This is a genomic window from Brevibacillus sp. MER 51, from assembly GCF_023714195.1.
GTDB lineage: Bacteria > Bacillota > Bacilli > Brevibacillales > Brevibacillaceae > Brevibacillus.
In genome coordinates this window covers 35963-49219 of sequence record NZ_JAMAUS010000014.1, presented here as the reverse complement: position 1 = coordinate 49219, position 13257 = coordinate 35963, and the positions used below count along the sequence as shown (strand labels likewise).

Annotated in this window: 11 protein-coding genes; 2 read left to right on the top strand and 9 right to left on the bottom strand. The window is 48.9% G+C overall.

Going from position 1 to position 13257, the window contains the following annotated elements; genetic code table 11:
- Window positions 1–152 precede the first annotated feature (152 nt).
- On the top strand, window positions 153–743 hold the full coding sequence (locus tag M3630_RS24515; RefSeq protein WP_173611839.1) for a TetR/AcrR family transcriptional regulator: 591 nt from the start codon (window positions 153–155) through the stop codon (window positions 741–743).
- Between the two features lie 12 nt (window positions 744–755).
- Window positions 756–1385 carry an HXXEE domain-containing protein gene (locus M3630_RS24510; RefSeq protein WP_251253842.1) on the top strand — a complete coding sequence of 210 codons (630 nt, stop codon included), beginning with the start codon at window positions 756–758 and terminating at the stop codon, window positions 1383–1385.
- A gap of 59 nt (window positions 1386–1444) precedes the next feature.
- Here M3630_RS24510 and M3630_RS24505 read toward each other — a convergent pair whose 3' ends face one another.
- The 9 genes from M3630_RS24505 to kdpB all read right to left on the bottom strand — a co-directional run bounded on the left by M3630_RS24505 (window position 1445) and on the right by kdpB (window position 13202).
- Window positions 1445–3109 (bottom strand): DUF4179 domain-containing protein, encoded by a 1665-nt coding sequence (locus M3630_RS24505; RefSeq protein WP_251253841.1) that lies wholly within the window; start codon window positions 3107–3109, stop codon window positions 1445–1447.
- Window positions 3090–3656 (bottom strand): RNA polymerase sigma factor, encoded by a 567-nt coding sequence (locus M3630_RS24500; protein WP_173611836.1) that lies wholly within the window; start codon window positions 3654–3656, stop codon window positions 3090–3092. The genes M3630_RS24505 and M3630_RS24500 overlap by 20 nt, the downstream gene beginning before the upstream one ends.
- Window positions 3657–3845: 189 nt before the next feature.
- Entirely contained in the window at window positions 3846–5498 is a 1653-nt protein-coding gene (locus M3630_RS24495) for a DUF4179 domain-containing protein (RefSeq protein WP_251253840.1), read from the bottom strand.
- Window positions 5479–6045, bottom strand: coding sequence for an RNA polymerase sigma factor (locus M3630_RS24490; protein WP_106834885.1), 567 nt, complete (start codon window positions 6043–6045; stop codon window positions 5479–5481). Before M3630_RS24490 ends, M3630_RS24495 begins: the two co-directional genes overlap by 20 nt.
- A 524-nt stretch (window positions 6046–6569) precedes the next feature.
- On the bottom strand, window positions 6570–7412 hold the full coding sequence (locus M3630_RS24485; protein ID WP_251253839.1) for an arginase family protein: 843 nt from the start codon (window positions 7410–7412) through the stop codon (window positions 6570–6572).
- A 61-nt stretch (window positions 7413–7473) separates the two neighbouring features.
- Complete coding sequence (locus M3630_RS24480) at window positions 7474–8199, bottom strand: hypothetical protein (RefSeq protein ID WP_353057263.1); 726 nt, start codon at window positions 8197–8199, stop codon at window positions 7474–7476.
- 12 nt (window positions 8200–8211) lie between these two features.
- Window positions 8212–10542, bottom strand: coding sequence for a histidine kinase (locus M3630_RS24475; RefSeq protein ID WP_251253837.1), 2331 nt, complete (start codon window positions 10540–10542; stop codon window positions 8212–8214).
- Window positions 10543–10563: 21 nt separating this feature from the next.
- Window positions 10564–11127 carry a potassium-transporting ATPase subunit KdpC gene (gene kdpC / locus M3630_RS24470; protein ID WP_251253836.1) on the bottom strand — a complete coding sequence of 188 codons (564 nt, stop codon included), beginning with the start codon at window positions 11125–11127 and terminating at the stop codon, window positions 10564–10566.
- A gap of 35 nt (window positions 11128–11162) precedes the next feature.
- On the bottom strand, window positions 11163–13202 hold the full coding sequence (kdpB, locus tag M3630_RS24465; protein ID WP_251253835.1) for a potassium-transporting ATPase subunit KdpB: 2040 nt from the start codon (window positions 13200–13202) through the stop codon (window positions 11163–11165).
- Between the last annotated feature and the right edge of the window lie 55 nt (window positions 13203–13257).

Genomic DNA, 13257 nt, shown 5'->3' with positions numbered 1-13257 from the left:
CCGCTGATGTGCCAAGAAACGAATAAGGTTTGACTACGAATGTTGAAAACGAATATTGCCATACCACTTAGGAACTGTTACCATTAAATTAAACAACGTTTAAAACGTCGTTTAACAAAACGCTCTTACTTTCAATAAAAAGGAGGTTGGTCATGTCACAGGCAGATAAAAACAGCGAAACGAAAGCGAAAATTTTGCAATCGACACTTGATTTAATCAAGATGGAAGGCTTCGAGAGTGTGACAGTGCGGAAAATCGCAGCGGATTCCGGTACAAACGTAGCTTTGGTTAACTACTATTTCGGTTCCAAGGATAGGCTCATCAATGAAGCCCTCAGTGCCTTTCTAGGAAGCTTTACACCTACATTTGATATCTTGGATAACACCTCACTGCTTCCCCAAGAACGACTCAAGCAGTTTTTAATGAGCTACGTGCAGATCATCCAGCAATATCCCGAGCTGGTTTCCCGAATCTTCTCACTTGGTGGCGCTGTATTTACCTCTCAATATGAATACGGTCAATTTCTCAAAAGCATCGGGTTTGTGAAGATTGCGGGAGTTTTGAAGGAAATTACCCACGAAGAAAACCATGAGGTTCTCATGATGATGATCATGCAGTTGTTTGGCGCGATATTTCTTCCTGCTTTGCTCAAATCGATATTGTCTACAGGCGCTGGCATCGAGGTCGCTTCGGTAGACCAACAGATTGATTTGTTATTCGCACGCTATTTTCATGAAAAATAGGGGGAGAGACAAATGGGCTTTTTGCGAAAATATTGGCCTGACCTCGGGTTGTTGGTGGCAGTAGGTGTTAGTCTGCATGTCATGCTGCAATGGGGCACCATTCCTGCTATTGAGCGGCTGTTGTGGCTGAGCTTCATCGCCATCCTTGTTCATCAGTATGAAGAGTATCGTTGGCCCGGATATTTTGCCGGCCTGTTTAACGGTTTGATTTTCAAGAGCAGCCATCCGGAGCGATACCCGCTGAATCCACAGTCTGCGATGATCATCAACCTCGTCATTGCCTATGTCTTTTATCTGGTCCCCCTCTTGTTCCCGACGGTCGTCTGGCTCGGTTTGGCACCGATTCTCATGGGCTTCTTCCAGTTTATCTGGCATGGAATTTTTGCGAATCTGAAAGCGAAAACGCTCTACAATCCGGGCTTGTTCGCCGTTATCCTTTTCCACATCCCGATCGGGGTATGGTATATCCGGCATATCATCTCCACTGGCATGGTAATGATATCAGACTGGATCATTGGGACGAGCTACTTCATCGTTGCGGTGTACATTCTCATTGTGAAGGGGAATATGTGGCTAAAGAACGAAAATTGCCGTTATACCTTTACTCGTCAACAGTTGGGGCCTTACGTACACAAATCATAAAAACCAGCTCCTGTGATGAAAAAGAAGAGGCCACTGTCGGCCTCTTCTTTTTCTTTGAACTATTTGACTTCAAAAGGTACTTCCCACTTCACGTCATGTTCCACCATATAGGTTGCGTAGGATACCGTGAGCTTTTTCGGTTCTTGCTTCAAGAGCGGAATCGAGATCTCACCTTTGATCTGTACCCGTCCGTCCTTGTCTCTGGTGCTTTCAGTACTCACTGACGCAGCGTAATTCTTCCCATTTTCATCCTTTACAAACCAATCGTGGTTATCAACTATGCCTTTTCCTAATGTACCTTCTATGGTCATTACGACCTCACCTAGATCTTCACCGTTACCTGGCTTCCATGCAAAAGAAGAGAATGTAAAGGTACTGCCTGTTGTCTCATCCTTGAAAGTCGCAGCTTTCTTCTCCAGTTCTGTTGGAACCAGATCAAATTTAGGCGAAGCCAGCTTTTTCTCATAAATTTTCTTTAGCTCAAGCTTTAATTTTTGCTCTCCCTGTATCGGGCCAAATGTATGCCACCAATTCAAGACATCGCCTTTTGGTCCTTCTTCCGCTTCTTCTTCTGTTCTCGGTGTGAAAAGAACATTCTCCTTGTTATCAAGCTCATCATCCAATGATATCATATCCCAAGCTGCTACTACTTCCCCTTTTTCATTGGTGATTTCGTACATCATATTCTCACCCGAAAAAGCAGAATCACGTTCTTTTTCTGTGATATGGCCGCCTCGCGGATTTTTCCGATCGTACAGGATCGACGTACGTTCAACCTCCAAATAAGCTGATTTTGGGGAAATAGTATCTAGCATGACCCGTGTCGCACTTGGAGAAAATTCGATATTTTTCAGCTCAATCCCTAGACCTTGTGGCGATTGAAAGACCGTATCCTGGAAGACAACCGTTTTCGTCGCTTCCTTGGCTTTCTTCATATCGATCGGAATTTCCAATGACCATTTCCCTGTCTTACCTGCGATTTCTGTCTGTTCTAAATGTAAGGTTAGTTGGTCAGGAGTCGTATCAGGTGATTTGAAGATTTCATTCAAATATCGCTCTGTGATGAAAAACTCTCCATGACTTCCCCAATTATCTCCTCCATCATCCTCAAACCAATCCTTACCGTTCTGATCAATCAGCTTCGCATTCAAATTATGATCTTCAATCTTCTTCCCGCTCTCGTCGTACACATCATAGATGACTGCGATCCTCATCGAGTCAGCCAACAGCTCTTTTAACTCGACAGTAATTCCTTGATCGGTTGCCTTTTGCTCCAGCTTTTGAACAAGGCCTTTATTGACGGCATTTTTCATACCGCTATCCGCATCTTTTTCCATTTGGAACAAGCTATGCACATAATTCGCAAACGTAGGTGATACAACCGTTCCGGTCACCACCAACGCCGTAAGTCCTGCTACTACCAATCCTGTCTTCTTCACAATATCCCAACCCCTCTGTCTTCTGGTTCGGGAGGAGTGCTTTCGCGTAGAACGTGGAGGAACTGCATCAGACAGCTTATCCATGACCTCATCTGTAAACGTATCGGGTACAGGAGCCTCCGGAATGTCGGAAAAATCCACTTCTTGCATGCCTTCTCCCCACTCTTGCAGGTGCTTCTGGCATTGTGGGCAATTTTCCACATGTTGCTCCAATCCTTTGCTCTCGGCAGGGGCCAGCTCATCGTTTACGTATAGCTTCAATTGATTAAACATGAAGCATTTCATAAATAGCTCCCCCTCCCATCGTTTTCTCTAGGCTGTCCTTCATCTTTTTGCGGGCGCGGAATAATCGCATCTGAACGGAGCTCTCCGATAGAGAAAGTCGCTCGCTGATCTCCCGATACGACAGTCGCTGTAGGTAAAACAGGACGAATACCTCGCGATACTCCTCATCCAGCAGCATAATGCTGCGTTCCAGCGCTGCGTCCCGTTCCTTTTTCAACAAAGTTGTTTCAGGCGTGTCTGGGTCGATCAGCTGCTCCTCATCGATTTCTACCTGCTCTGTCCGTTTGCGTTTTCGCATTTCATCGAAACAATGATTACTCGCAATTCGATACAGCCACGACGAAAACCTGTACTCAGGCCGATAGTCGTGTAAACGATAAAAGGTTTTGATAAACACGTCTTGAGCCAAATCCTGTGCGTCTGGCATGTTGCCGATCATCCTGTACAAATAACCGACCATCTTGCCCTTGTATCTGTCGACAATTTGTCTGTACTGCTCATGATCGCCAGCCAGGATTTGCTCGATTAGTTCCTGATCGTCCGGCATTTTGCTACTCCTCCATCTATCACAGATCAAGCCAGCGGGGAATGCTGCGCAGCTTCCGTTTTGGTTGATTCATAAGCTATTACGGATTTGCTGGAAAAACCTTTCTCCACTTTTAAAAAATTCTATAATCAGTTATCCAAATAAAAAAGAAGAGGCCTCTGTCAGCCTCTTCCCCTGTCTGTCATTCATCTACTTGATTTCAATCGGCACTTCCCACTTCACGTCGTGTTCCACCGTATATTCGGGATAGCAAATAGTAAGTCTTTTCGGTACTTGCTCCAATTTCGGAATGACCAGCTCTCCTTTGACCAGTACCCGTCCATCTTTATCTCTAGTGCTTTCTGGTCTCAATGTCGCATAGTAAATCTTCCCGTTTTCATCCTTTACATACCAATATTTGATGGAGACCACATCTTTTCCTAGTATACCCTCTACAGTTATCACAGCCTTGCCTTTTTCCTCCCCGCTAGCAGGTGTCCACGAAAAAGAGGAGAATGTAAACGAACTGCCTGTCTCATCCTTGAAAGTCGCTGCCTTCTTGTTTAAGTCTTCTGGAATGAGGTCGAATTTGGGAGAAGCCAGTTTGTTCTCATAAACTTTTTGGAGCTGAAACTTTAACTTTTGTTCACCCTGTAGTGGGCCAAATGTATGCCACCACTTCATGATATCGCCTTCTTGTTTACTGGACAGTCCAGAGACGTAAAGAACATTCTTCTTTATCGCGATTCCTTCATCTAATACAAACATATCCCGAGCTGCCACGACCTCACCTTTCTCGTTGGTAATTTCGTACGCGATATCACCTCCTGATAAAGTAGGTTCGACTTTTTTGTTTGTGATGTGGACTCCACCCGGATGATCCTTATCATACATGAGCACTGCCCGTTCAAACTCCACATAAGCTGATTTTGGAACCGTTGAATCAAGCATAACCCGTGTCGCACTTGGGGAGAATTCGATTTGTTTCAGTTTAAGCTCAAGCCCTTGTGGTGATTGATACACGGCGTCTTTGAACGCAACCGTCTTGGTCGCTTCTTTCGCTTTCTTCATATCGACCGGAATTTCCAAGTCCCACTTCCCTGTCTTGCCTTCGATGTCTGTTGGTACGATTTTCAAGATCAGTTGTTCAGGAGTAGCCTCCGCCGATTCGAAAATATCGTTCAAGCTCACCTCAGTGATGAAAAACTGTCCATGATTACTCCCAGACTCCTCTCTTCCATCCTCCGCCAACCAATCTTTTCCGTTCGAATCAATTAACTGAAGCTTCATAGAGTGGTCTTCTATTTGCTTACCATTCTGGTCGTACATATCAAAGATAATAGCAATCCTCATCGAGTCAGCCATCAACTCTTTTGCTTCGAAAGTAATCCCTTGATCGGTTACCTTCTGCTCCAGCTTTTGGACAAGGCCTTTATTCACGGCATTTTTCATCCCCCTATCCGCATCCTTTTCAATCTTGAACAAGCTGTTCACATAATTCGCAAACGTCGGCGATACAACGGTTCCTGTCACTACTAACGCCGTAAGTCCTGCTACTACCAATCCTGTCTTCTTCACAATATCCCAACCCCTTTGTCTTCTGGTTCGGGAGGAGTGCTTCCTTGCCGTACGTTCGGGAACCGCTTCGAACAGTTTACTCATGACCTCATCCGTAAACGTATCGGGTACAGGAACTTCCGGATAGGCGGCGAATTCCTCTTCCAGCATGTGATCTACCCACTCTTGCAGCTTGATTTGACATTGTGGGCATTCTACCGCATGCTGCTCCAGTCCTTTGCTTTCGGCAGGGGGGAGCTCGCCATTTGCATAGAGCTTCCATTGATTAAACATGAAGCATGTCATAAACATCTCCCCCTCCCATTGTTTTCGTCAGGCTTTTCTTCATCTCTTTACGAGCACGGAACAAGCGCATTTGAACAGCGCTCTCCGTAAGAGACAGTCTCTCGCTGATTTCCCGATAAGACAGACGCTTCAAGTAATGTAGGACGAACACCTCGCGATACTCCTCATCCAGCAGCATGATACTGCGTTCTAGCTGGGCGTCTCGCTCCTTTTTTAACAGGGCGGTCTCTGGTGTCTCTGGATCAACGATCTGTTCCTCCACAATTGCGGTCTGCTCCGTCCTTTTGCGTCTTCGTATTTCATCGAGACAATGATTGCTCGCGATTCGATACAGCCATGAAGAAAACTTGTGCTCAGGCCGATAGTCTTTCAATAGGTAAAAGGTTTTGGTAAACACGTCTTGAGCCAAATCCTGTGCGTCTGGCATGTTGCCGATCATTTTGTACAAGTAGGTCACGATCTTGCCCTTGTACCTGTCGATAATCTGACTGTACAGCTGGTGATTGCCAGCCAGGATTTGCTCGATCAATTCCCGATCGTCCGGCATTTCTACTACTCCTCCATCTATCACCGATCAGCCTTTGGGGAATGCTGCGCAGCTTCCGTTTTGGTTGATTCAACACTAATACGAATGAGCGGGAAAATCCTTTCTCCTTATTTTTAAAAAATTTATTTTCCTGTCATAAGAGGGCTTCACAGCTATTTGTTTGAGTCAACATAGTGGAGGAGAAGAAAAAGCACAGGTCTCTTCAACTCTGACACGCCAGCGTGGGGGATTGACTGCCCGTCTCCACTTTAAAAAGAGGACCGTCGAGCCAAAGCCACCCTACAGGCGGACGTTTCTCAGGGAAGAAGTGTTCGACAAGCGTGGTTCTCTTTTTAAAGTTCCGACTGGGTAGGCGTTGTCAAGGTCTGCGAGCCCTGTGCTTTTTCTTTTCACCAGCTTTCTTGGCTAATCGGTACCTTTAAAAACTTAGGAAGATCGCCCAAAAAAGAGCTCGACAGCCTGAACAAATCAGGACTGCCGAGCTCACTTGCTAACAAATCTATTCTTTTTCGAATGGGAGTACTTTAAACACGTGCAGCTAGTGCCCGGGCGAGCAACTCTACCAGCCTCTGCGCATACTCGCCAGTGGTATCCCTTGCCCCTGAGAATTCCGTCACTTCCATACTGGTCACGCGCGAATCTCGCAAAACAGTTGCCAATAATGCCTCCGCTTCGGATAGCGACAATCCTGTCTCGCTTGGGGAATAGGCCGCTGGCATCGCGTCTTTGTGCATGATATCTACGTCGAAATGAACGAGGATTTTGGCATCAGGCGGGATCGATTGGAGCTTATGAGAAACTCGTTCCACGATGCTTCCCTCTGTGAGCTGAGCCAAGGTCATGACGTCAACGCCGAAAGTCTCTACAGGCATCTGCTGGCAGCCGATGAGGCGGATTCGCTCTGCATCCCAGCCACTTGGCTCGATCCATTGTCCACGATCCTGAAGCAAAAACCACAATCCCATCCCTGCCGCCCCAATACAGCGAGAAGCGGATGGCACTACTGCATCGAGATGACCGTCAAGCACGAGCAGATACGCTTTTTCCTGATACTGAGCCTGATGAGCCTGTGCCGTTGCAACGACCAAGCTGCAATCGCCGCCGAGCATCAAGACAAAGTCGTCTGTATCAAGCCACTCTTGCGCGTCCTTTTGCAGCAAATCCCAAAACATACGCGGAGCCGGCCAATTACGAACTGGCGGAATATTATGGCGAGGCAGATCATCGGGAAGATGCAGATTTCCTACATCCTGCACTTCCAAGCCGTGCTGCTGCAACTGCTCGATCAATCCTGCTGTACGAAGCGCATCCGGAGCTAATTCTGTGCCAGAGACATATGCTCCTGTGAAATGCGGGATACCAGCCACTTTTACTTTTATATACAGTCCCTCCCAAGGAATTCGTGGTATGAGTGTCCTTAAAAGTATATCATAGCTTCTCTTGCAGTAATTGGATGAGATCACCGACGGACGGTCGCAACCAACGATCTGGCATGGATGCTTTTTCCCCGCGCAGCAATTGGCAAGCAAGCGCATTCGGATGGACATCCGCACTTAAAAAATACACTTGGTGTACAGGCTGCGGGAGTGCGTCCATGACCTCCACACATTTGCTGACATACGTTTGCAGTGCATCCCGATAGGCGGGGGTTGTTAATGCCGCGCCACACCAGACATCAATTCCGGTCAACTCCTTGGCATGTGCAGCATCCAAGCTTTTGGCGAGAGAGCAAACAACGAACAACAGCTTCTCTGGCGCCAGCTGGAACCGCTTCTGATACTGCTTGGCAAAACGGGCAAGTGTTGCATTCCAGGACGGAGTATCGTAGCTGCCGAGATCTGGGATGCATTTGAGTGCCCCGACTAGCTGCTCTTGCCTCTTTATAAACAAGAGACCGTCAATCACTTGAAACGAAAGCCCGGTCAACTGCCCAGACAAAAACTCACCCACCCGTTCATGCATGACGCGAGAGATTCGCTGCGAGGATTTGCGCTTTAGCTTTTGCCGTATGCGCACTTCTTCTTCCTCCAGGTAGACCCGTATCAGCCTGGAAAACAAATCTGCCTCCGTAGTTGGCTCTAGTATCAGGCACTCCAAACGGCTATAGGCGTCTGCCACGCTTTGGTCCCATTGCCCTTCTTTTTCTGTGCCCATCATTACCCTCCCTCACATCATTTCGGATGCGTGATCGGCCACGACCAGCACATCCATGTGTCGGACCTCCCTCAATAATCGCTGAATGACCGAACCCTCGAGAATTTCCTTCCAGCGGGTCCGCGCCGACTGCCCGATGACGACCTGCGTCGTTCCTTTTTCGTTCATATGCCAAACCAGCTTGGTGAAAACCTTGCGCCGAGAAGGGGCTTCGTATTGTTCGAAGCGACCTCCGAGCCGCTCTGTTAGTGCCTTCAGCTTCGCCAGCTGCGTCTCTTCCTCTTCTGTCAGCGACGAATGATCCTGCACGTAAGCTACATGCCAGGACGCCTTCAGCCGATAGGCAATTCGGAATCCTCGGCGAATCAATCGTTCACTGTCTGCGCGCAGATTCACACAGACAAAAATGACTTCCTGCTGCCGCCAAGGCCCGCGAAGCGTTCGTCGCTCCCACGCCTCCAAGCGTTCGTCGACGTCGTCCGCCACTTCACGCAAGGCCAACTCCCGTAGCGCGATCAAATTCCCTGTTTTGAAAAAGTTGGTCAGCGACTGCTCTACCTTTTCCATCGCGTAAATATTGCCCTCCCGCATCCGCTGACGCAGTGCTTTGGGTGAAATATCGATCAGCTCGACCTCATCTGCCTGATGCAAAATATGATCCGGTACCGTCTCTCGCACGCGAATTCCCGTGATTTGTTCGACGCTGTCGTTTAAGCTCTCCAGGTGCTGAATGTTCATCGTGGATATGACGGAAATACCCGCAGCCAAAATCTTCTCGACATCGTGGTATCGCTTCTCATAGGCACTCCCCGGCACATTCGTATGTGCCAGCTCATCCACCAGTACGACCTCCGGATTTCGCCGGATGATTTCGTCCGTATCCATTTCTTCCAACGTCACGTTTTTGTACGGAATACGCTTGCGCGGGATAAGAGGAAGTCCCCCTACCTGCTCAATGGTTTCTTTTCGTCCATGCGTTTCTAAAAGCCCAATCACCACGTCGATGCCATTTTCGGCGAGCTCGTTGCCTTCTCGGAGCATCGTGTACGTCTTGCCGACACCAGGTGCGGCTCCCACATATACTTTTAGCGTACCGCGCTTGATTTTCCCGATTTTCTGCTGCATCTCCTCATCAGAGAGTCGGCGGTACGGATTGGGCGTTACCGCTTGTTCACGCTTGGTCGGCATAACACGCTCACCGTCCCGCTCAGAACGGTCCGCTACGATTAGGATATCAATATTTTTCGTTTGCCGAAGAATCTTATGGACGATGGAGCCATACCATATCTCTTCCCAGCGCGTACGCTTGGACTGCCCCATGACGATTCGGGTCACATTATTCTCCATCGCATAAGCGACGAGCTCGTTTGCTACGCCCTTTTCATGTGTAAGCATCTGCTCTTCAAAGGTCCCTCCGACTTTGTCCACGAGCTTTCCGATGGATCTCTTAAAAGTCGCTTCTTCCTTCGTCAGTTTCTTGGATAAAGGGAGAAAACAGACGACCAAGAGCTCTCCGCCGAGCCGCTTGGCAACCTGTTGTCCTCGCCGAACCAATATCGACCCGTTCCAATGATACTGGGCAGAAACCAACACCTTCTCTGTGGCTCCGGAAGCCCCTACCATACCGTGCTTCTCTCGATAATCCTCCAAATCCTCGTTTACGCCTGTAGCTACGAACCGAAGAGCGAGTTCTCGCAGCATATGCAGATTGTCTCTGCGAAACAACGGATGCTTGGTTCGAGTCGGGTTGCGATCATCTTCTTGCAGCCTTTTCAGAATGGCTTCTGGCGTGACGTCGAGCAATTTCACCTCGTCAGCCATGGCAAGCATATCCTCAGGTACACACTGGTCGATACGCACTTCTGCCTTCGTCAGTCGCTCCGCCATTTCTTTCATCCCGGCCAATTCGTAAATGTTGACCGTCGCAATCACACTAATATTGTGATTCAACAAATACTGAACATCGTCGAGTCGGGTTACACGCTGGGCATCTGGACGATTGCGATGAGCCAAACCGTCTACGAGAACCACTTCCGGATCACGCTCGATAATGGCTGCAACGTCCAGATCATGTCTCGCTTCCCCGAGGGAATACCAGATGATTGGCTGGATTTGCTCCAAGCCCTCCCGCTTTTGCGCCAGCTTGGGATGAGTGGCCTCGCCTGAGCCAGCTACGACCACATCAATCCCTTTTTTCTTAAGCGACTGCCCTTCCATTAGCAGGTGATAGGTTTTACCTGAACCACTGACTGCCCCCAGAATGATTTTCAGCCTGCCCCGGTGCATTCTGGAGATGGACTGCAAGATTTCCTCCGGGGACTTTCGCCGAAACTGCTCTACCATCTCACAGCCCTCCTTCATTCTTTACTTATCCAATTCATCCAAAGCTATATTCAGCTTCACTACATTGACACGCGGCTCTCCGAATACCCCCAAGCTTCTTGCCTCTGTATTCGCTTCAATCAGAGCCTGTAGTTGTACCGTTTCGAGATTGCGCGCCTTGGCTACACGCTCCACTTGTATCTGAGCAGCTTTTGGCGAGATATGCGGATCCAGACCAGAAGCAGAGTTCGTCAACAAATCAGCCGGGATGTCTTCCTGCTTCACGCCAGGATTCGCTGCCAGAAATGCGGCGATATCTTTTTGTGTACGCTCGATCAGGGCCGGGTTCGATGGCGCGTAGTTGTTCGAGCCAGATCCTGACGCATTGTTATCAATAGAAGAAATGCGTCCCCAGAAGTACTTCGGATCGGTGAAGGTCTGCCCAATCAGCTCGGAGCCGACTACCTTGCCGCTCGCATCGGTGATGAGACTGCCACTTGCTTGTGCAGGCATGACAACCTGTGCAACCCCTGTCATCGCCAGCGGGTAGGCAACGCCGCAAATCAGCAGCAAAACGAGGCTGAGACGCAAATTTTTCCATATCATATCGGTTCACCTGAGCTTTCTTTTTTCAATATTAGTTACACCAGATTCAATCCTACCAAAATCAAGTCAATCAGCTTGATGCCCACGAACGGGACGATAATTCCTCCCAAGCCATAGATCACCAGATTGCGGCTGAGTAGCTTCGTCGCGCTCATTGGTGTGTATTTCACACCTTTCATCGCCAGCGGAATCAGGATCGGGATAATAATCGCATTGAAGATCAACGCGGACAAAATCGCACTTTCCGGTGTAGCCAGACCCATGATGTTGAGCGCACTCATTTGTGGAATCGCCAGCATGAACATCGCTGGAATGATCGCGAAGTATTTCGCTACGTCATTGGCGATACTGAACGTCGTCAATGCACCGCGCGTCATCAAAAGCTGCTTGCCAATCGCAACGACCTCGATAATTTTGGTCGGGTCAGAATCCAAATCGACCATGTTCGCTGCTTCTTTCGCCGCTACCGTACCCGTATTCATCGCCAAACCGACATCGGCTTGTGCGAGAGCTGGCGCGTCATTCGTACCATCACCTGTCATGGCGACCAGCTTGCCTGCCGCTTGTTCTTTGCGGATCAGCGCAATCTTGTCTTCCGGCTTGGCTTCCGCTACGAAATCGTCCACACCTGCTTCGCGGGCAATCGTCGCGGCTGTCAGCGGGTTATCTCCCGTGCACATGACCGTACGAATACCCATGCGGCGCAGCTCTTCAAAGCGTTCGCGCATCCCTGGCTTTACGGTATCTTTCAGGTAAATCAACCCGAGAATCGCATTGCCTTCTGCTACAGCCAATGGCGTGCCGCCCGCCGTTGCAATCCGGTTTGCTTTTTCATCCAAATCAGCAGGGATGTTGCCCCCTTGCTCTACCACGTATTTTTTGATGGCGTCGACGGCCCCTTTGCGGATGAGGACGCCGCTTGCAAAATTCGTCCCGCTCATTCTTGTTTCAGCGCGGAACTCCACGCCTTCGGAACCAGGCAATTCCAGTTCAGCGGCTGCCAGACCTTGTTTTTTCGCCAGCTCTACAACAGAGCGTCCTTCCGGTGTTTCGTCATGGACCGAGCTTTGTGCAGCTACTCGGTTCAATTCCGTGCTTTTGCTGTTGCCTACGGTGACAAACTCGGCAGCCATCCGGTTACCATGTGTGATCGTTCCCGTTTTATCCAAAATAATGGTGTTGATGTCACCGGATGCCTCTACGGCTTTACCAGACATAGCGATGACGTTAAACTGCGTGACCCGGTCCATACCCGCAATCCCAATCGCTGACAAGAGTCCGCCAATCGTAGTCGGAATCAAGCAAACGAGCAAAGCAATCAGTGTCGCAACCGGAATGGCTGCATTTACATAGTTGGCAATAGGCAGCAAGGTCGTGCAGACGATCAGGAAAATCAACGTCAAGCTGACCAATAGAGTATTCAACGCGATTTCATTCGGAGTCTTCTGTCTCTTCGCGCCCTCTACCAACGAAATCATGCGGTCCAAAAACGATTCGCCGGGATCAGTCGTCACACGGACACGGATGCGGTCACTGACTACACGTGTGCCTCCCGTGACAGAGCTGAAATCGCCACCTGCTTCTTTAATGACCGGAGCAGATTCACCCGTAATTGCTGATTCGTCCACAGAGGCGACACCCTCGACGATTTCCCCGTCGGATGGAATCAGCTCGCCTGCTTCCACTATCACCAGATCGCCTTTTCGCAGTTCTGTGGAACTGACGACTTGAATGCGACCATCTTTCCCCACTCTTTTTGCTTGCGTGTCCTGCTTCGTTTTTTTCAAGCTCTCTGCCTGTGCTTTGCCGCGACCTTCTGCCAAGGCTTCTGCGAAGTTGGCGAACAGAATCGTCACGAACAGGATCAAGCTGACGACACCGTTGTAAAACGGGTCCGAAGCTCCCCCAAACAAATTGGGCACAAACGTCAAGAGAAGCGTAATGAAGAACCCGATCTCTACCACGAACATGACTGGATTTTTCATCATCACACGCGGGTCCAGTTTTTTGAAAGACTCGACAAAGGCCCGCTGGTACAAATCTTTAGGAAGCGCAACCGTGCGCGTTCTACTCATGGAAAATTACTCCTTTGCCTCTAGTATTCATGTTCAAATCAATGTTCAAAAAGTC